The sequence below is a fragment of the Rhodococcus sp. NPDC060176 genome (assembly GCF_042728675.1).
In the GTDB taxonomy this organism is placed as follows: Bacteria; Actinomycetota; Actinomycetes; order Mycobacteriales; family Mycobacteriaceae; genus Rhodococcus_F.
This window is the reverse complement of sequence record NZ_JBHWYS010000001.1, coordinates 352,084-371,715: the sequence shown is the minus strand read 5'-3', so window position 1 is coordinate 371,715 and position 19,632 is coordinate 352,084. Positions and strand designations below refer to the sequence as shown.

Here is a 19,632-nt window from a genome sequence, read left to right as displayed (position 1 = left end):
AGTCTCTCAGAAAGTAAGCAGCTTCTCCGGCACGCGTAAATCCTCGTGCTCGTACATTGCTCGCACGGCAGCGGGATCGTCGGCGGCGCACACGGCGGCGATGTCGTCGAGCAGTGCGTCGTACTCCTCTCCGGTCTTTCCGTCGTAGGCATCGGTCATGCGGCCCCACTCGTCCCACGGCAGAGTTTCGACTTTGTTCACCGCGGCAAGATCTTTCACAGCGTTGCCGCGGATCTCGGCTGCTCCCCAGTTCTGGGTTCCGTACACCCCGAACTGGGACGCGTCGATCTCGCCGCGTCGATACGCCAGCCACGCCTCACCACCACTGAGGAATTCTCCCGGCTGCAGATCATGGGCGTGAGGAAGGACGTTCTGTCCGAGGATCTCGGAATCGATGCGGATCCACCGCTTGCCGGCGTCGTCCCAGTACTCGGTGATCCAGTGGTCGACGCCCTGTCCCGGTTGAAAGTAGGTGGCAAAACCACAGCGGACCCGCGCGGCGAAACCGCGGTAGCGCAGAAACGCACAACTCAAGACAGCAAAGTGCCGACAGGTTCCGACAACCCGCTTGTCGGGTTCTCGGGCGGTGGTGACCGATGCCGGATCGAGCGCAAGCAACCGTTCGAGCAGAACGCTTGCCGGCCGGATCCGGTTTTCGTCGAATCGGTCGGCGGGCAGATTCAGCGACTGAGCATCGGCGGGTTGGACCACCAGGTACGGCACTACCCGGCATATTTTCACGGGGTCGGTGGAGAGCGACTCGAGGGCGAGCATGTCCACCCCGTCGATGCGGGTGAACGGTCCTGCTGATGTGTAGTCGAGAACCGCCGTCATGGGCGGAGGTTAACAAACACTGCCGACACAGCAACTCCACTATGGTTAGGGTCCCATAACCATGAAACCCGAGGTTGCCGTGAACCCTATGTTGAGCCGCCGTGCCATGCTGTCCGTCACCTTCGCAACAGCAGCAGGTTTCGCCCTTGCTGCCTGCGGCGACAGCGCGAAGGACGAATCCACTCCCGGCACCGAAGGTGCTCACGCCGAGGCCAACGCCTTCCCGGTGACGATCGACCACAAGTTCGGCTCCACCACCATCGAGCAGGCACCCAGCCGCATCGCAGCGGTCGGTATCGGCGACGCGGACGTTTTGCTTTCCCTCGGGCTGACGCCCGTCCTGGTCCCGGTGTGGAAGGGATCGACCGACGACGGAATCGGCGTCTGGGCCGACTCTGCAGTCCAGGGCGCCGAGCCGACGCCATTGGCCAACGCCACCACCGATTTCGACATCGAAACGATCGTCGCCGCAGCGCCTGATTTGATCATCGCCGTCAACAATGCGATCGACGAGGATCTGTACAAGCAGCTCAGCGCCATCGCGCCGACGGTGCTGCACGCCGCCGATCAGACGGATTGGGTTCTGCCCTGGCAGGAAGTCACGACCCGCATCGGCACCGCTGTGGGCGTTCCCGCGCAGGCAAAGCAGGAGGTCCAGGAAGTCGAAGACCTCATCGTTCGCACCCGCGCGGAGAACCCCCAGTTCGAAGGCAAGACAGCAGCTCTCGTCATTCGCTGGAGCGATGGAAATCTTCGAGCGTTCAGCCCCGAGGCGGCCCGCGCTCAGCTGCTCACGCAACTCGGGTTCACGGCGCCTGCCGCACTGAAGGATCGGTTCGCGGGCAAGCTGAACTACGAGATCTCCGCCGAGAACTACGACCTTCTCGAGTGCGACTACCTGCTCTTCGACAACTACGAGAAGGCTCGCGCCGAGATGGAGTCGCAGCCGGCGTTCACCAATCTGAACGTGGTCGAGACCGGAGGCCTGATCAGCTTGGACCCCATCGTCAGTGACGCGGTGTCCATGCCGAACCCGCTCACCATTCCGTTTGTGCTGGAAGATTTCGTCGCAAAGATCAATCAGACGATCGCGGGTCGATAACTTTCGTTCGGCCTGACCACACCCACAACACCACAGCCGACACGGCCACGCAGAGCGCAACCATCACCCACGGTGACGACGGCGCTGCGTGGCCGTTGTCGACGAGGTCGTACACGAATCCGACTCCCACCGTTCCCAGGAGCGCGAGCAGACCACCGATCGTGTTGAGCATGCCGAAGTGCGCTCCGAGGTTGCTTTCACGACCGAGAATCGCGATGGTGTCTCGCATCGGCGGCACCATCAACATCTGTCCCAGGTGCAGCAGGCCGATCCACACCGCCAGACCAACTATCTGCGTCGACGCCGAAGCTGCGGCGCTGACGCCGGTGACCAGCGGAACCAGAAACGACACCGAAATGAGTGCAAGCCCGAAGCTGATCGCGCGCCGATGCCCGATGCGGTGGGCCACCGCGACCGTCGGTCCCTGCCCGACGATCACCAATACCGCCGCGCCCACGTAGAACCATCCCAGCGCCGCCTGCGAACCGACTCCGCGCTCGAGCTGTTCCGGAAGCATCAGGTACAGCTGGCTGTACGCAACCAGCTGAAAACTGCAGAGCGTCGCGAAGAGCAGAAAGTTGTTGTTGGTCAGGACGCTTCGCCAGACGTCGCGCAGCGTATAGGTCGACACCGGGCCGTCGTGTGCATCGCCCGGTCGGGGGAACCAGATGAAGAACCCGACCCACATGATCGCGAAGAGCAACGCGGCGCTCGACGCCGTCCACGAGAACGGAAACATCAGGAGAGCAGCTCCCAGCGCGGGACCGATCACGGTTCCCAGTCGACTGCACATCTGTTCCACTGCAAACAAATCGGTACGGCGCATCACTCCGGCGGACTCGAGTTCGCGTCCGTATTCCGCGTTGGCCGACTCCACGGCGGGTGCGAAGAGCGCGGCAGCGAAGCCGACCAGGAGCACGCCGACGATCACGGCGGTCATGCTTTCGGCCAGACCGAGCATCAGGAAACCGACCACACGAACGGCTATGCCCAGGAGGATGATCGGACGCTTGCCGAACCTGTCGGCGAGGCTTCCACCGATGAAGAACATGCCCTGCTGACTGAACATCCGCAATCCGAGGACCAGGCCGACAATCCAGGCCGCAAATCCGAGGTCCTCCGAAAGGTGCACCGCCAGAAAGGGGACAACCAGATAGAACCCGATGTTGAACAGCACCATCGAGAGGAGGAGCAACTTCACCACCGGCGGCAGGACACGAACCTTCGCGAAGGTCTTGTTACCGGGGAAACGCTCACTGAGTACCACGATCAGAAGACTATTGCCCGCACGGCGTTCTGCGGAAATTTGCCATTTTGCAATTGGTTAACTGTCCGTTTAGGTAGCGATGGTAATCATCTTCCGGGGGTTCGAGCACACGACAACGAGAGCCGGGATTTGATGAATGGATTGACGCGCCGCCAGATGGTCAAGGCGATGGCGGTAGCCGCGGGCACAGTCACCGCGAGCGCATTTACATTGGGTGCCAATACCTCCGTCGCGGGGGCGAACCCCGCACAGGAGATCAAAGTGCTCTCCCTCAATACCTGGCACGGCGGAACCAAGATCAACGGTGGCCTGCAGCTGATCGCCGACATGATCATCTCGACACAGGCGTCGATAGTTCTCCTGTCGGAAGCCGGCACTGCGACAACTGTATTGGCCGACATGCTGACCAAATCAGGGACCACCTTCTACGGAGCAGCGTCCTCCGACGTGGGGATTCTCTCCAAGTTTCCGATCGAGGAAACAGCCGACCTGAACTCGATGATCAAGGCAGTCGTGACGGTCGACGGCAAACAAATCGCTGCTTACTCGGCACATCTGGCCTACACGTCCTACGCGACGTATCTACCGCGCGGATACGGCGCGGGCGTTCCCAAGCCTGGAGAGTTCTCCGAGTTCGGCTGGAACAAGATGCCGTCCGGTCCGGTCACGGACCCCGAGACGGTTCAGCGTGTGAACGTCAATTCGGGACGACCCAAGGCAATTTCGACGTTCATCGACGATGCGGCCAAAGAACGGGCCCAGGGAAGATCCGTCATCCTCGGTGGCGATTTCAACGAACCGTCGGCCCTGGATTGGACCGACGGCACGCGAAATCTGTTCGACCACAACGGTGTCGTCATTCCTTGGGAATCCACCCGCCTGCTCGACCAAGCCGGATTCGTCGACGCTTACCGCAGTAAGTATCCGAACCCGGCCACACACCCGGGCTTCACCTGGCCGTCCGACAATCCCGACGTCGACACCTCACAGCTCACCTGGGCACCCGAGGCGGACGAACGCGATCGGATCGACTACATCTTCGCCGACCGCGCTTCCGACCTGAAGCTGGGATCTGTCGGAATCATCGGTCCGCGAAAGACGATCGTGCACAACAAAAGAGTGGAAGAGAACTCCCAAGACAACTTCATCGCTTCGCCGACGCCGTGGCCGACCGATCACAAGGCCGTTCTTGCGACGTATCGTTTTGCCAGCTTCGGCGGCGGATCATCGACCGGTTCGTGGAGCGGTTCCTGACAGGGCATCTCGTAGCCAGTCGATCATCATCGGCGTCAACTCGGGCAGCTTGGTCACTGCGCAGTGCCCCGCATCCGGGATGACGTGTACCTGCGTGTTCGGACGCTCCTCGAAGAGAGTGGTGTCCGAGAGCGGAATGTGAACGTCATCGGCCCCGTTGACCACAAGCATCGGGGTCCGGCCGTCGTCTGCGGCCATCAAGGCACTGCGATCGAAGGCGCGAAGACCCTGTACCAGTGCCTCTTTGGTTGCCGGTGCATCGAAACCCAGTACGTTTCCGACGATGTCGCCCATGCCGTAGACCAGGCGCTCCGCGTTCGCGGTCTCGAATGCACCCTTGACCGGGGCGCCGATGTTGATCACCGCATCGACGGCGCCGGTCAGCCCCGACCGCACGGCGAAGTTGCCACCGAAAGAGACACCCAGGTGCGCCACCTGGCCATTGCCGAGAGTGCGAGCCGTCGCCACCAATCCGTCGATCACCTCGTCACCGAAAGCATCGAGAGGAACCGGTGATTCACCAGTTCCGGGCTGATCGAAGGCAACAACAGTCACGCCGGCGTTCTTCGCGAACGCACTGACCAACGGATGCATGTCCATCTTCCAGCCGTCGACGCCACCGCTGAACAACAGGACGGGTGCGTCTTCGTACCTTCCGTCCGCAGAGAGAATGTGTACCGGTAGCTCGATCTCGCCGGATCGGTAAGGCAGGGACAGGATTCGACGCTCGAACTCGAGCCCGAATCCTGGTGCTGCCTTGACGTATTCGTCCACCTGATTCTGCAGGGCCCGGCGCCGCGAATCGTTGGCCAACACTGGGAACTTGGCAATTCCGTAGATCATCGCCGCGAGTGAATGATTGCCCTCGGCGGAATACTTTGCCGCCAGCACAGACCACTCGTACGACCAACCACCCGGCGCGTCGGCCCAGGTCGAGTCGATGGATGCGCGCAATTCCTCGAGATCCGAGACGGGGAGCCCGAAGCTCAGGAACTGACCTGTTCGCTCTTCGAAGAGGCCTCGGTGATCGACAGGAAATTCGTATGACATGGGAAAACACCCCTCAATTCATCTCTAATGCAACGATCAGTTGCATTAGCTCAGTGAACCACGTGACTGGAACTAACACAACGCCTTGTTGCGATAAGGTTGGCCCATGACCTCGACACCACAGCGGCCCGGAGGGCGTAGCGCCAGGGTGCGCGAGGCCGTCCTGGCAGCCACCGCGGCCGAATTGTCCGAACGCGGATTCGCTGCGATGACCATCGAGGACATAGCCACCCGTTCCGGAGTCCACAAGACCACGATCTACCGGCGGTGGAGCACGCTCGCCCAATTGGTGGCCGACACTGCCGTCGAGGTGTCGGCAACCACCGTTCCCATCCCGGATACCGGTTCCATCGAATCCGACCTACGCGCGATGGCCAGATCGATAGTCGCACTGGTGACCAGCGAGTCGGGCGGCGCATTGGTGGCTGCACTGTTCTCGGACGCCGTCCGCACGCCCGAGGTGGCGACACTCAAGCGCGAGTTCTATTCCGCACGTTACGAACTGGCAGACATCGTAGTCCGCAGGGCGGTCGAACGCGGGGAGATCTCCGAGAAGGTCTCAGCTGCTGATCTTCTGGCGGCCGTCGCCGCCCCCATCTACTATCGCCTGCTGGTCGCCGACCTACCCGTCGACCAGTCGGTTGCCGATCGTGCTGCTGCCGGCGCGCTCGCCGCGGCCCGCGCCGGGGCACTCGATCAGACCGAATGAGCCAGTGTATTCAGAGCTTCCACGATTGCCTCGTTGAATCCGCCACCGCCATGCCCGGCGTCGTCGATCACCACCAACTGACTACCCGGCCACCGCTGGTGGATCGCCCAGGCAGTGTCCAGTGGCCCGGAAACGTCATACCGTCCGTGCACGAGAATCGCGGGAATCTCAGCGAGACGGTCCATTCCGTCCAATATCTGATTCGGCGCCAGGAAGCAGTCGTTACCCCAGTAATGCGTGACCAGCCTGGTCATCACGCGGCGGAAGTCCGGATTCTGGTATCGAACACTCGGAGTCCACCCCGGCATCAGCGACACGTGCACGTCTTCCCAACGGCACCACTGCAACGCAGCATTCTCCCGCACAGCAGGATCCGGATCAGCGAGCAGTCGCGCGTATGCCGCGGGAAGGTTTCCGTCACGCTCGTCCACCGGCAGCGGCGCGACGAACTCTTCCCACTCGCGCGGAAACACTCTGCCCATGGCGCGGGTGATCCACTCGATTTCGACCCTCGTCCCGCCGGTGATCGCGCCCAAGGCCATCGCGATCACCCGCTCGGGAAACGCCTGGGCGTACACCAGTCCCAAACTGACGCCCCAGGAAAGTCCCGTGACGATCCATCGCTCGATACCGAGATGCTCACGAAGACGCTCGATATCGTCGAGGATGTGCGCCGTGGTGTTCACGGTCAGATCGACGTCCGGACTGCTCGCAAGCGGAAGACTGCGCCCACAGCCCCGCTGATCGAACAGAACTGCGCGAAAGGCTTCGGGATCGAAGAAGCGCCTGGCACCGACGGTGCATCCCGAACCTGGACCGCCGTGGAGATAGAGAACAGGAATACCCGTCGGATTCCCGACGGTCTCCCAGTAGAGGCTCTGACCATCCGCCACTTCCAACAGACCGGACTCGTACGGTTCGACAGGCGGGTACAGGACAGCACTCATAGGCGGTGATTCTTCCATCAAGCCCCCTACTCGAGTAGGCAGCACGCAGCCGGGCAATGGCCTAGCGTGGACAGGACACCTCTGCGACGGGAGTACACCAGATGCGTGACGGGTTCAGGTTGCCGGGGTACGGCGGCGCCGCGGTCTTCCTTCGCAGTCATGCGGTTCCCGCCACTGTCTTCGAATCCGACGTGCCCACACTTGTTTTCGACGTCGGACTGCTCAGCCCCGATCGGTTCAATCAGTACCTCAGCCGGCACACGGACGAGGGGTTTGTCGAACGACTGGCGGCGTTCTTCTTTCACGCGGCCGCAGACTTCCATCCCGAGAATTCGCTCCCGTCGTTCACCGACGAACGACTCGGGCTGATGATCTCGGTCTGTTCCAGCACTGATCGAGAGGTGGAACTCGACTTCTCACTGGCCGAGGATCCCGAATCGGAGGACACCGAACGCGACGAGATGACTTTCGAGACAAGCCGAGTCGTCCTCGCGACCTCGGCGCAGACGGTTTCTCGATTGACCGGTGGAGTAACCACCCACTTCGACGGGGAGTTGTAGAGACATGGGTTTTCTCTTCGAGGTACTCGATTTTCCCGAAGGCAGTCGGATGACCGATCTGTGGAACAACACATGGGCCGAGCCGGCAATGGGCGAGGAGATTGCGTCCGGTCACTTCATTCATCTGGGCGACGATCAGCACGTCGACGTGGAGACCGATTTTCTCAGTAGCCACCTACCGTTCAACGTGGCAGGCTTCGGCGGAGTCTTTCCCGACGGCAAACCCTGGATGTTCGTCATGCAGAAGGCGCCGGCCGATCTCGCGACCAGGCTTCGCGGCGAGGACGATCCACACTCACTTTTGCGCGGATCACTCGACCGCGCCATGTCTTTCAACCCTGATGCACTGGTAGCCGAGGAATTGTCCTGGAGACACGCCGATCTGGTGAAGGTCTACGAGGAAGAGGGGATCCCTGCGGTATCCGTTGCCGGTTGGTCGGCTGCAGATCTCCTGCGTGGCCTCTTGGCACAGTGTTGCAACGTCGAACTTGCCACCGTCGTCGCCGGATACCCGGAGTGCGCCTACCCCCAATCGGCGCATGCGTGCGAAGCGGACGTCTTCTCCGACGTGTTCGCCGGTTGGGTCAGCGGACTGCGGTGATGTGACGGAGGAGACTCCACCCCACCCACATTTCGGAGTAGACTCATTTATGAGCGTGATCCGAAATGAAGCGAGGTGAGCGGGATGACGAAGCAGGACCAGGAGTTGGGCCGTCGCGAACGCAACAAGCTCGAGAAGCAGACACGCATCTTCGACGCCGCGGCCGAACTGTTCGCGGAAAAGGGCTACAGCGCGGTCACAACTCAAGAAATCGCCGACCGCGCCGATGTAGCCGGCGGCACACTCTTTCGTTACGCCGCAAGCAAAGCCGAGTTACTTCTCATGGTGTACAACGCGGAGTACCGCAAGCAGATCGAACTGGGAGAAGAGCGTGAGGCCAAGTCGACGGGCACAGAAGACCGTGTGCTCGAGCTTGTTTCACCCCTGCTGATCGCAAGTCGCCGAAACGACGAGAACACCGGCATCTACCAACGCGAAGTGCTGTTCGGCGAGCCCAGCGAATGTTTCCGGGCCGAAGGCCTCGAACTCTCGCAACGCCTGCAAACGCGGATTGCACAAATCCTGCACGAGGGTCACCCCCACCACCCCACCCGAACCACCACTGCAGCGCGAACGATTTCCAACGTGCTGCACTTCGAAATAGCCCGCGCGGCATTGGACCGGATCACGGCAGACGAGCTCACGAACATCGTTGCCGCACAGGTCCGATTGACCCTTGCCGGACTACCCACCTAAAAGGATTGAGGATCGAAAATGACTGAACTGAAGCAGATCACCGTTCTGGGTACCGGAGTTCTCGGCTCGCAGATCGCCTATCAGACCGCCTACCACGGCTTCGACGTCGTCGCGTACGACATCAATGCGGAGGTCATCGAGAAGGCCAAGACTCGGTTCGATTCGTTGGCCGCGGCCTACAAGGCCGAGAACGTCGAGGGCGCCAAGGACGGCAAGGCCGACGAAGCGCTGCAACGGATTACGTACTCGTACGATCTCGCCGAAGCCGTCGCCAAGGCCGATCTGATCATCGAGGCAATTCCCGAGGACATCGCCATCAAGCGCGACACCTACGAGAAGCTCGCCACAGTAGCCCCTGAGCACACCGTGTTCGCAACGAACTCCTCGACGCTTCTGCCGAGCGACCTCAAGGAGTTCACCGGCCGCCCCGAGAAGTTCCTCGCACTGCACTTCGCAAATCACGTGTGGGTCAACAACACTGCCGAGGTCATGGGCACCGAGTCCACCGACCCCGCCGTGTACCGCGAGGTCGTCGAGTTCGCGAAGAACATCGGCATGGTGCCGATCGAACTCAAGAAGGAGAAGGCGGGCTACGTACTCAACTCGCTCCTGGTCCCGCTCCTCAACGCGGCCTCCGACTTGCTGATCGACGGCATCGCTGATCCCGACATGGTCGACAAGACTTGGCGCATCGGCACCGGAGCCCCGTTCGGCCCCTTCCAGATCATGGATGTCGTCGGGTTGACCACCGTCTACAACATCTCCTCCCAGGGCGGCGAGAAGCAGCGCGAATTCGCCGACTACATCAAGAAGAACTACATCGACGAAGGCAAGCTCGGCGTTGCTGTCGGCGAGGGCTTCTACAACTACAAGGGCTGACCGACTGCAGGGCTGACCGACTTACCGGCTCACCGCGCGGTGGCTACGACGTGAATTCACGTGGTAGCCACCGCGCGGACGTCTGTTGTCAGTAAGTCCGAAACCACCCTGAGCGATTGTGACGCAAGCTTCTTCACGTGCGAACCCATTCTCAGGAGAGATCCCCACATGCGTCGTTCCGTCATCTCGGCACTCACAACACTGGCACTGCTCGGTGCCGGAACACTGGCCGGCACACCCGCCGTCGCCGCTCCCCTCGCGTGTGGCGGCATCTCCACCGGTTCGTTCTCAGGTTCCGCCGGTGGCTCGGAGTACCTGTGCGCCAAGGAAGGTGATCTCCTGGACGTGCGCATCGGCGACGTTCACGCGACGCAACCTTCCCTCGGCTACGACGAGGTGTACTACAAGCTCGGGCGATACACGCTCGGAAAAGACACGATCAACAAGAAGTTCGACGACTGGTGTGAGGCGAACGGCCAGATCCAGGCCGCGACCGCCACTGCGGCGTCGACGCTGAAGGACCCGTCGTCCTTCACCTGCCAGCTCCCGGTCGGTCAGGAAACCGCCGAGAGCATCGCACCCATGAAGACCGTGGTCGTCGGCCCCCGCGGCGATCTCTACCTGACCGACGGCCACCACACCCTCACGTCCTTCATCGAGACGGCAGACGGGGGTCCCGACCTTCACGTGCGACTTCGAGTTCTCGGCAACCTCAGCGGCCTGAGTGAAGGTGCCTTCTGGACCGAGATGGAGAAGAACAAGTGGGTCTGGTCGCGTGACGTCGACGGAAACCAGGTGCCGGTCCAGTCCCTGCCGAAGAGCGTCGGCCTGGCGAACTTCGCCGACGACAAGTACCGCAGCTTGATGTACTTCTCCCGCGACATCGGATTTGCCGCAGGCCCGATCCCCTTCCAGGAGTTCTACTGGGGTGCGTGGGTCCGCGACACCGCGCCCGTCGACCTCACCAACTGGAATCGCGACGATCTCTCCAGCTACCTGAGCACCGTGAAGTCGGTGACCAAAGCACAGACTGCGTTGACGGGCGATGCCGTCGTCGACAGCGGGTTCACGTCCACCGATCTTGGCGTCCTGTCGGCCTGGAACGACGGCAAAGCCGAGTCCAAGGGAGAGTTCGCAAAGCTGTCGAAGCCGTACACCGACGACAAGCCGGGCAAGATCGCTTACGCACTTGCCTACAAAGCAACCCTCTGACCTGCTCGGATCCAAGTCACACCCAACAGACTTGACTAAGGTAAGCCTCTACTCAGTAGTCTGATCCCATTCGGGTGCCGCTTCATCGAAGCAGCGACGCCCTGCCCTGACGGAATACATACCGTCGTATCTGCCCGGTCGAACAATCTCCGGGCAACCAGGACAGGGAGAAGGTTGCTGCAGTGAGCACGTCCATCGTCGGTTTGTACGACCCCGCAAATGACAAGAGCAGTTGCGGGGTCGGGTTCATCACGCGCAAGGACGGCGTGCAGACCCACGATGTCCTGATCAAGGGCAGCGAAGCTCTCTGCTCGGTTCCGCACCGCGGCGGTATGTCCTCCGAGGGCGTCGGCGACGGCGGCGGCGTCTCGGTGGACCTCTCCCTCCGGTTCTTCCGCAAGGTCACCGGGCGCTCCGACCTACGCGCCGGACGCTTCTGCGTCGGCAACTTCTTCCTTCCCGACGACGACGCTCAGCATGCTCGCGCAGCCGCACTGGTGGAACGCGAACTACTCGACCGAGGATTCACCACTCTCGCAGTGCGCGACGTTCCGGTCGACAACTCGGCGATTCGGCCGGCCGCCATCGTGCATCAGCTTCCGATCCGGCAGTGGATCTTCGAGGTCCCCACTCCGCGTCCCGAACCTGCCGTAGTCGATCGCCTCGTTCACGAAGCTCTACTCGCTATAGAAGCCATCGCGTACAACACGCCTGCGCTGCGCGGGTTGTACCCACTCTCACTCAGCGCGAGAACTCAGGTTCTCAAGGGCCGCTTGAACTCCGACGAAGTGATCCCGTACTTCCGCGACCTGGTCGACCCCGATCACGCGGTGCACACGATGTACTTCCACACGCGATTTTCGACCAACACGGACCCGCATCCCACGATGGCGCAGCCGTTCCGCTTCATGGCTCACAACGGAGAACTGAACACCGACAAGAAGAATCGGCTCTCCGAAGCTGCAGTCGCCAGCGCAAAACGACGTGCGATCGTCCGTCCGCCCGGCCAGTCCGACAGTTGCAGACTCGATCAGACTCTGGAAGCTCGCGTCATCGAGGACAGCGTCGACCTGGTGACGGCTGTGGTCTCGATGATGCCGCCGGCCTGGGAGAACGACACCACCCTCTCCCCCGCAGTGCGGGCGATGTTCGAGTACTTCTCGCTGTACGAGGAGAAGAACGACGGACCGGCAGCGCTGGTGTTCGGCGACGGCACCATCATCGGTGCGCGCCTGGATCGCCTCGGTCTGCGTCCACTGCGCACGATCGAGACACACGACTACGTATGCGCATTCTCCGAAGCCGGTCAGATCGCATTCCCACCCGAGACGGTGATCCACCGTGGCCGCGTCGAAGCCGGCGGAATGCTCTACTTCGATCATCGAGATCGCCATACCTACACCGCACGTGAAGCTCTGGAGAAGATTGCCGCGCAGCGTGACTACCAGTCGCTGCTCGCGCACTCGCGAATCCTGATCGAAGACATTCCCGCCGTACCTGCGGAGAAGGTGAGCTCTCCGACGCGCTACAACGGCACTTTCGAGGTTCATCAGCGTTACATGGCGTACTCCCTGGATCAGGAGAGTTTCAAATTCCTGATGGATCCGATGCTCACGCACGGAGCCGAGAAGGTATCGGCCATGGGGTACGGCAACGCCATCAACGCGTTCAGCGACCGTGAAGGCGGTGTGGCACGGTACTTCTCGCAACGATTCGCCCAGGTCACCAACCCTCCGCTGGACAGCATCCGTGAGGCGGACGGCATGACTCTCCGGGTCGCATTGGGAGCGAAGATGACGGCCGGACAAGGCAAGCAGATCGTCATCTCGTCACCGATCCTCGGGCATCTGGACATGCTCAAGATCCGCGAGCAGAACCACACGCCGCACCGCCGTTTCGAAATGCTCTACCCCGCCGAGGGTGACGCGCAGGTGATGGTCGACGCGATGACCGCACTCGGCGACGCCGTTGTGGCTTTCGCGGCCGAGCAGGGCGGAATCGCAGTCCTGACCGACCGCCACGTATCTCACGAGCGTGCAGCACTTCCCGCGATCATGGTCGTCGGAGCACTGAACCAGCGCCTCATCGACGCAGGCCTGCGATTGCGTGTCTCGCTCATCGTGGAGAGCGGCCAGATCGAGTCCTCACACCACATTGCGGCTGCGCTCGGATTCGGCGCTTCCGCCGTCTACCCGCTGTCCGTTCAGCTGCGAGCCGAGGAGAAGTTCGCGGCCGACCCGGATGCCGCGTTCCGGCGCTTCGCGAAGGCCGCCGAAAAATCCCTCATGAAGACGATGGGACGCGTCGGCTTGTGCACCGTCGAGAGCTACATCGGCGGCGAATTCTTCGAACCCAACTTCCTCGATACGTCCGACCCTGTTCTGCGCCAGTGGTTCCCCAACATGAAGTCACCGGTGGGCGGCGTCGGATTCGAGACGGTTGCGGTGACCTCGAAGCAGTGGCACGAGCGTGCGAGCGAAGTCGGGGGTGAGAAGGACCTGCCACTGCTCGGCCTGTTCAAGGAGCGTGCAGACGGCGCAGGGCATTCGTTCGGTACCACCGCGGTCCGCAAGTACGTCGAGCTCACCGAGGAGAAGATCGCGTTCGACAGCCCCTCGGGAACAGAACAATTCGAGGCTCTGCGTCTCCTTCCCCTCGGACGGCTCGACGACGCCTTCCGCCTCGACGCCGGGGCATACCGGGCGACGAGCTTCGACCGACTGACCACCGAGCAGATCGACGACTTCGACATCACCGCCGGGTACCGAGACTTTTCCACTGTGATGGCTGCGGAACGATCGCGTCGTCCCGCCGCGTTGCGCGACGTCATCTCCGTTCCCGCCGATGTCACGTTTGCAGTGACGACAGCCGAGTTCACCGAGCAGATAAGCCGATTCTCGGTGCGCGGCAATAAGACGATCGTGATGCGCGGTATCCAGTGCGAATCCGACGCAGACGACCGGTACACGCTTGGCCTGGACGGTCCCCTGGCCGACGACGCCGCTCGGGTGGTAGCACTCGGCGATGCTCTCTCCGCCGCCTTTGCCGACGACGTCACCATCGAAGCCACCGCGCCGGATCTGGTGCTGAAGGCAACCGGGGTTGCGGCAGAGTTCCTGTCCAAGCTGAGGGTCGCACCGGCAGGCGTGCCACTCTCCGAAGTACAGAGTGCCAGCGACATCACCCCGAAGTTGGCGTCGGGAGCCATGAGTCACGGCGCTCTCAATGCTCCGGCACACGAAGCCGTCGCACATGGCACGAACATGGTCGGCGCGATGTCCAACAGCGGCGAGGGTGGTGAACACCTGTCTCGTTACAACACAATTCGAGCTTCGCGTATCAAGCAGTTTGCATCGGGCCGCTTCGGAATCTGGGCGGGATACCTCGCCGACCCCATGCTCGAAGAGATCGAGATCAAACTCGGCCAGGGCGCAAAACCCGGTGAGGGCGGACAGCTTCCGGCCGCCAAGGTCACCGTCGACATCGCTGCGGCCCGCGGCGGAACGCCCGGCGTCGAACTGGTTTCTCCACCGCCGCACCATGACACGTACTCCATCGAGGACCTCGCTCAGCTCATCCACGACTGCAAAGCAGCGCGGATCCGAGTGATCGTGAAGTTGGTGTCCTCGGAAGGAATCGGCACCATCGCCGTCGGCGTTGCCAAGGCCGGCGCGGACGTCATCAATGTCGCCGGAAACACCGGTGGCACCGGTGCTGCCTCGGTCACGAGCCTCAAGTACGCGGGCCGTGCGGCGGAGGTCGGTATCGCCGAGGTCCATCAAGCTCTGTGCGCCAACGGCCTTCGCCAGAAGGTTGTTCTGCGATGCTCGGGCGCGCATCAGACCGGTAGCGACATCATCACCTCTGCACTACTCGGCGCGGACAGCTTCGAGTTCGGTACGTCGGCGCTGATGATGATGGGCTGCGTCATGGCCAAGAACTGCAACATCAAGTGCCCGGCAGGACTGACCACCAACCCGGAACTGTTCGACGGCGATCCCCGCGCCATGGCGCAGTACCTTCTCAACATCGCCCACGAAACTCGGGAACTGTTGGCAAATCTGGGAATGCGATCCCTTCAGGAGGCGCGAGGCCGAACCGATCTCCTGCATCTGATCGATCACCCGTCCATCGTCGGAAATCTGAACCTGGACGCGATGTTCGCGTCGGCGCCGGACATCACTATCGCCAATCCCGTGTACCTCGAGCGCGAGTACGCGCTCGACGAGAAGATCATGGACGAGGTTCGCGCGGCGCTCTTCGACCGCGGCGAGGCCTCGGTCACCGTGTCCGGACCCGAATTCGCCGAAGGTGCACTGCGCCTGGGTAACCGGAACAAGAGTGTCGGCGGGCAGTTGGCGGTCGACCTCGAACGTGAACTCAACTACGGAGCGGCCGGACTTCTCGCTCCGGGAGTACTGACCGACGAGCGCGGGCGACGGTATCTGGCTCCAGGCAGCGTGCGCGTCCTGACGACTGGATCTGCTGGCCTCTCGTTCGGCGCATTCTGCAATGACGGCATGCACCTGGAGCACACCGGGACGTGCAACGACGGTGTGGGAAAGAGCATGAGCGGCGGAGTGATTGCCGTGCGCAGCCCAGGCGGCGGCTCCAGTGACGCCGGCGGCAACGTGTTGATCGGCAACTTCGCGCTCTTCGGCGCCACCGGTGGACGAGTGTTCGTCGAAGGTGAAGCAGGCGATCGCTTTGCGGTCCGCAACTCCGGCGCCAGTGCTGTCGTCGAAGGTGTCGGCGACTTCGCCGGCGAATACATGACAAACGGTGCTGTCGTGAATCTCGGCGAGTTCGGCAAAGGCGTCGGCAACGGCATGAGTGGCGGGTTCTTCTATCAGTACGACCCTCGCGGCGAACTGGCACTGCGAGCAAGTACCGATTCCGTGCTACTGGGTTCGATCACCGCTGCGACCGACCCTCTTGCCGCCGTCCACAACCACGCAGTGCAACTCTTGCTCGAACTGCATGTGGAGGCAACGGGATCCGCGCTCGGAACCCGGCTGCTCGAGAACTGGGAAGTCGAACAGCACTCGTTTGTCTACGCGATGCCCAAGGCGCTGATGCTCTACCAGGACAGCGACGCCATCCTGGCTGCCAAAACGCACAAGGAACTTCTCGAAGAATTGGCGTCCGCCATCGCAGCACGTCAGGTTCGCACGTTCAAACTCGCTGTGCGCGACGGGCGCCCTGCACTGGGCGGTGCGGTCCCCGGCTACGGCGAGACCGATACTGCGACGATGTATGCGCTGCTCAGTGAGTACACCGTGCTTCACTTTGCGCAACAACTCGCCGCCGCCCGCACGCCGGGCGCGTCCGGACTCGACGATCCGACGCTGCAGAAAGCTGCCCGCAACCTGGTGCTGACCGAGGACTTTGCACTCGTCCAGCACCTGGTCAAGTACTCGAAAGAGATTCTGGCCGGCTACGACGACGAACAATTGGCAGCGCTGATTGCAGCCAAGCGGGTCGACGACTACAAGCAGGCGTTGAGTCTGCGCAACGTGCTGGCGATGGACAGCCCAGCGACGTACGGGTGGATTCTGTTTCAAGACAACAAGAACCGGGACAAGCTCGGATCGCTGCCGAACTTCGACGAGTTGTTCGCCTCGCGTGCGATCCCCGACCTGGTCTCCTGACCTCCTCCCCCCGAACGTAGGTGAGCTTCATATCATGGAAATTCCGTACATCCCCGAATACGCACCCTTCACCGGCGACCAGCGCGCGTGGCTTTCCGGATTCCTGGCCGGCCTACACTCACGAACCGTCATGCCCGGTCAAACCGGTACTGCAACAGCAACAGTGGAGAGAACTGCTGGCGCAGCCGTGCACATCCTCTTCGGAAGCCAGACCGGTAATGCGGAGTCCGTCGCCGAGGACGTGGCCGCTTCTGCCCGTGCCCACGGTTTGGAACCGCTCGTCGCCGGCCTCGATACCGTGGACATAGGCGACCTCTCGGCGATGCGCCGGCTACTGGTGATCACCTCGACGTACGGCGAGGGCGAAATGCCTGACAACGCGCAACTGTTCTGGGAAGCAGTCGAATCCGAGAGTGCACCCAGATTGGACGGTCTCTACTTCGGCGTGCTCGCGCTCGGTGACACCAGCTACGACGGCTACTGCCAGTCGGGCAAGAACATCGACGCCCGCTTCGAAGCGCTCGGCGGGACCAGGGTTGTCGACCGCACCGATTGCGACGTCGACTACGAGGATGCCGCTGCCGAGTGGATCGTTCGTGCAGTCGCTGCGGTGGCTGGCGTCGACGGTGATGCGGGGGCGGCTGTCTCGCCGGTTGCGCCTGCTCCGACGAAGACCAAGTCCCAATGGACACGCAAGAACCCGTATCCTGCAACAGTCCTCGACAACCGACTGTTGTCCGGCGAGGACTCCGCCAAGGAAGTCCGCCACGTCACCTTTGCACTCGGCGAGGACGGTCTGGATTACGAGGCCGGAGATGGATTGGGCATCCGCCCGATCAACGACCCCGCTCTCGTCGAGGCGATCATCCATCAGCTCGGTGTCAGCAGTGACTACGTCGTCACCGCGAAAGACGGCTCTTCCGCAGCGTTGGACCAGGCGTTGACCAGCGATTACGAGATCTCGATTCCCTCGCGCGATTTGATCGACGACATCGCCCGACGCAGCGGAGACGCCGAACTGCAACAAATTCTCGACACCGAAGATCGGGAAGCGCTCGACGCGTGGCTGTGGGGCAAGGACGTTCTCGATCTCCTGCGGTTGGACAGCAGCGTTCGGATGAATCCCGAAGAGTTTCTTGCTCTCCTGCGTCCGCTTCAGCATCGGGTCTACTCGATCTCGTCCAGTCCGCTGGCCCACGACGGCACCGTGCATCTGACGGTAGCGAGTGTGCGCTACCGCTCCGGCGAGCGGGATCGCGGTGGCGTCTGCTCGACCTATTTGGCAGATCGTGTCTCCGAGGGCGATCGGGTCGGAGTTTTTGTCTCCAAGAATAATTCGTTCCGCCTACCCGCGGATGATACTGCTCCCGTCGTGATGATCGGCCCGGGAACCGGAATCGCTCCCTTCCGTGCTTTCCTGCACGAGCGTCGCGCACGCAAAGCGTCGGGGCAGAATTGGCTCTTCTTCGGTGATCAGCATCAGTCGAGCGACTTCATCTACGAGGACGAGTTGACCGGGCTGACCCGTGACGGCGTCCTGACGCGTCTCGATCTGGCCTTCTCGCGCGATCAATCCGAGAAGATCTATGTCCAGACCCGCATGCGCGAGCAGGGCCGGGAGTTGTTCGCCTGGCTCGAAAAGGGCGCGCACGTGTACGTGTGCGGCGACGCCACGCGGATGGCGAAGGACGTCGACGACGCGTTGCACGAGGTGGTCGCCGAGCACGGCGGATTGGATGCGAATGCCGCTGAGGACTACGTCAACAACCTCAAACGATCGAAGCGGTACCTACGGGATGTCTACTGAGATGTGCCCGCACCGTGGCGAATGTCGTTGTGCAGCTTTGGCGCGCATGTCGGACCTGGACGTGCTGCTTGCGCGTCCAGGATTCCGCGGTGGTCTGATCGACACTGCACCCGCGATAGTCGGCGAATTGCTGCCACTCTTAGGCGACGTCGTCGCCATCACCGTTGCGGGGCCGGTGGCTGTCAACAACTCGGGCAAGTACGCCGGTCCCACGTTTCCCGGTGATCCACTGGTCTGCACGCCCGGACTTGTCTCTCTGCGTTTGAACACTTCCGCCCTCGGTTCGGTGGTGACCACTGACGCAGAGCAGTACCTCCCGCCAACACTTCGGATGTTCGATACCCACGGATCCAGTTCACACACCACCTATTTGACCCCGACGTCAGATCGTCTCGCCTTCGAGGCGATGCGAGCCGCACCGGAGACTGCAAGGGAGACAAGCCCTCCCGTCCAGTCAGTGAATACACCCGCTTTCTGGGCCGAAGCCGATCAACTGACACAGCTCGACTTCATCCTCGTGGACGGCGGCAGCGAACGCCGCAGCGGATTGGTCGCTCTGGGCGCCCTCGGTTACCGGCGAATCGATCCACACCTCATGGCTGCCGGGATGGAGCACCTGTCCTACCACCAACTGCCCGTCACGACCGTCGTCGCAGGCAACGGTTGCCTGCAGATCCACCGTGGCGATCTCGACGCCGCAGCGATGTTCGGGGGGACGTTGACTTTGGCGTCGGACACCTGCCGGACGATGATCGATCTGAACGGCGTCTCGGAGTGCTGGCTGACCCGTGCCCACGGCGTTCACGGACTGACCAGTTCGATCGAGGTGTACGACTTCCGCCGCAAGTGCGTAGCCGTGTTCACTCAGACTGGCCCAACCGAATCCGCGGTCATGGGTGTGTGGGAAGACGTCATGAGTTCGATTTCGGCCGCGTCCTGACACCGACAGCTGCTGATCGAGTGTAAGAAATCGGCGTACCGCGATAACCAAACAGGATGGCCGAAGCCTAGCCTTGGGTTTCGGTCACTTGTCGTGCCTGCATCCTGACGCTGATTCAAGGAG

15 protein-coding genes are annotated in these 19,632 nt (G+C 62.0%); 11 read left to right on the top strand and 4 right to left on the bottom strand.

The window, feature by feature from the left end; genetic code table 11:
* Window positions 1-6: 6 nt before the first annotated feature.
* Window positions 7-834, bottom strand: a complete 828-nt coding sequence (locus ACFWEM_RS01685) for a transglutaminase domain-containing protein (RefSeq protein ID WP_378530568.1) — start codon at window positions 832-834, stop codon at window positions 7-9.
* Between the two features lie 88 nt (window positions 835-922).
* On the opposite strand from ACFWEM_RS01685, the gene ACFWEM_RS01680 reads away from it, so the two are divergent.
* Window positions 923-1,936: an ABC transporter substrate-binding protein gene (locus ACFWEM_RS01680; RefSeq protein ID WP_232508959.1), complete on the top strand. Its 1,014-nt coding sequence runs from the start codon at window positions 923-925 to the stop codon at window positions 1,934-1,936.
* Here ACFWEM_RS01680 and ACFWEM_RS01675 read toward each other — a convergent pair.
* Window positions 1,911-3,203: an MFS transporter gene (locus tag ACFWEM_RS01675; protein ID WP_378530566.1), complete on the bottom strand. Its 1,293-nt coding sequence runs from the start codon at window positions 3,201-3,203 to the stop codon at window positions 1,911-1,913. The two genes, ACFWEM_RS01680 and ACFWEM_RS01675, sit on opposite strands and share 26 nt — an antisense overlap.
* Before the next feature lie 132 nt (window positions 3,204-3,335).
* Between ACFWEM_RS01675 and ACFWEM_RS01670 the strand changes: the two genes are divergently transcribed.
* Window positions 3,336-4,457, top strand: a complete 1,122-nt coding sequence (locus ACFWEM_RS01670; RefSeq protein WP_378530564.1) for an endonuclease/exonuclease/phosphatase family protein — start codon at window positions 3,336-3,338, stop codon at window positions 4,455-4,457.
* Here the strand turns inward: ACFWEM_RS01670 and ACFWEM_RS01665 are convergent.
* Window positions 4,428-5,507, bottom strand: coding sequence for an alpha/beta fold hydrolase (locus tag ACFWEM_RS01665; protein WP_378530562.1), 1,080 nt, complete (start codon window positions 5,505-5,507; stop codon window positions 4,428-4,430). The genes ACFWEM_RS01670 and ACFWEM_RS01665 overlap by 30 nt on opposite strands.
* 106 nt (window positions 5,508-5,613) lie before the next feature.
* Between ACFWEM_RS01665 and ACFWEM_RS01660 the strand changes: the two genes are divergently transcribed.
* Window positions 5,614-6,216: a TetR/AcrR family transcriptional regulator gene (locus ACFWEM_RS01660; protein WP_378530560.1), complete on the top strand. Its 603-nt coding sequence runs from the start codon at window positions 5,614-5,616 to the stop codon at window positions 6,214-6,216.
* On the opposite strand, the gene pip is transcribed toward ACFWEM_RS01660, so the two are convergent.
* Window positions 6,204-7,163: a prolyl aminopeptidase gene (gene pip, locus ACFWEM_RS01655; RefSeq protein WP_378530558.1), complete on the bottom strand. Its 960-nt coding sequence runs from the start codon at window positions 7,161-7,163 to the stop codon at window positions 6,204-6,206. The two genes, ACFWEM_RS01660 and pip, sit on opposite strands and share 13 nt — an antisense overlap.
* A gap of 101 nt (window positions 7,164-7,264) precedes the next feature.
* Between pip and ACFWEM_RS01650 the strand changes: the two genes are divergently transcribed.
* The 8 genes from ACFWEM_RS01650 (at window position 7,265) to ACFWEM_RS01615 (ending at window position 19,509) form a co-directional block, all read left to right on the top strand.
* Window positions 7,265-7,723 carry a hypothetical protein gene (locus tag ACFWEM_RS01650; RefSeq protein WP_058038394.1) on the top strand — a complete coding sequence of 153 codons (459 nt, stop codon included), beginning with the start codon at window positions 7,265-7,267 and terminating at the stop codon, window positions 7,721-7,723.
* A gap of 4 nt (window positions 7,724-7,727) precedes the next feature.
* Complete coding sequence (locus ACFWEM_RS01645; RefSeq protein ID WP_378530556.1) at window positions 7,728-8,324, top strand: hypothetical protein; 597 nt, start codon at window positions 7,728-7,730, stop codon at window positions 8,322-8,324.
* Window positions 8,325-8,408: 84 nt separating this feature from the next.
* Window positions 8,409-9,020, top strand: a complete 612-nt coding sequence (locus ACFWEM_RS01640) for a TetR/AcrR family transcriptional regulator (RefSeq protein ID WP_378530554.1) — start codon at window positions 8,409-8,411, stop codon at window positions 9,018-9,020.
* Between the two features lie 18 nt (window positions 9,021-9,038).
* Complete coding sequence (locus tag ACFWEM_RS01635) at window positions 9,039-9,899, top strand: 3-hydroxyacyl-CoA dehydrogenase (protein ID WP_378530552.1); 861 nt, start codon at window positions 9,039-9,041, stop codon at window positions 9,897-9,899.
* A gap of 168 nt (window positions 9,900-10,067) precedes the next feature.
* The gene (locus ACFWEM_RS01630) at window positions 10,068-11,111 is read left to right on the top strand and encodes a ParB/Srx family N-terminal domain-containing protein (RefSeq protein WP_378530550.1); all 1,044 of its coding nucleotides are present in this window, start codon (window positions 10,068-10,070) and stop codon (window positions 11,109-11,111) included.
* Between the two features lie 182 nt (window positions 11,112-11,293).
* Window positions 11,294-16,762 (top strand): glutamate synthase-related protein, encoded by a 5,469-nt coding sequence (locus ACFWEM_RS01625; RefSeq protein ID WP_378530548.1) that lies wholly within the window; start codon window positions 11,294-11,296, stop codon window positions 16,760-16,762.
* A gap of 34 nt (window positions 16,763-16,796) precedes the next feature.
* The gene (locus tag ACFWEM_RS01620) at window positions 16,797-18,569 is read left to right on the top strand and encodes a sulfite reductase subunit alpha (protein ID WP_378530546.1); all 1,773 of its coding nucleotides are present in this window, start codon (window positions 16,797-16,799) and stop codon (window positions 18,567-18,569) included.
* Window positions 18,570-18,615: 46 nt separating this feature from the next.
* Window positions 18,616-19,509, top strand: coding sequence for a hypothetical protein (locus ACFWEM_RS01615; RefSeq protein WP_378530544.1), 894 nt, complete (start codon window positions 18,616-18,618; stop codon window positions 19,507-19,509).
* Window positions 19,510-19,632 lie beyond the last annotated feature (123 nt).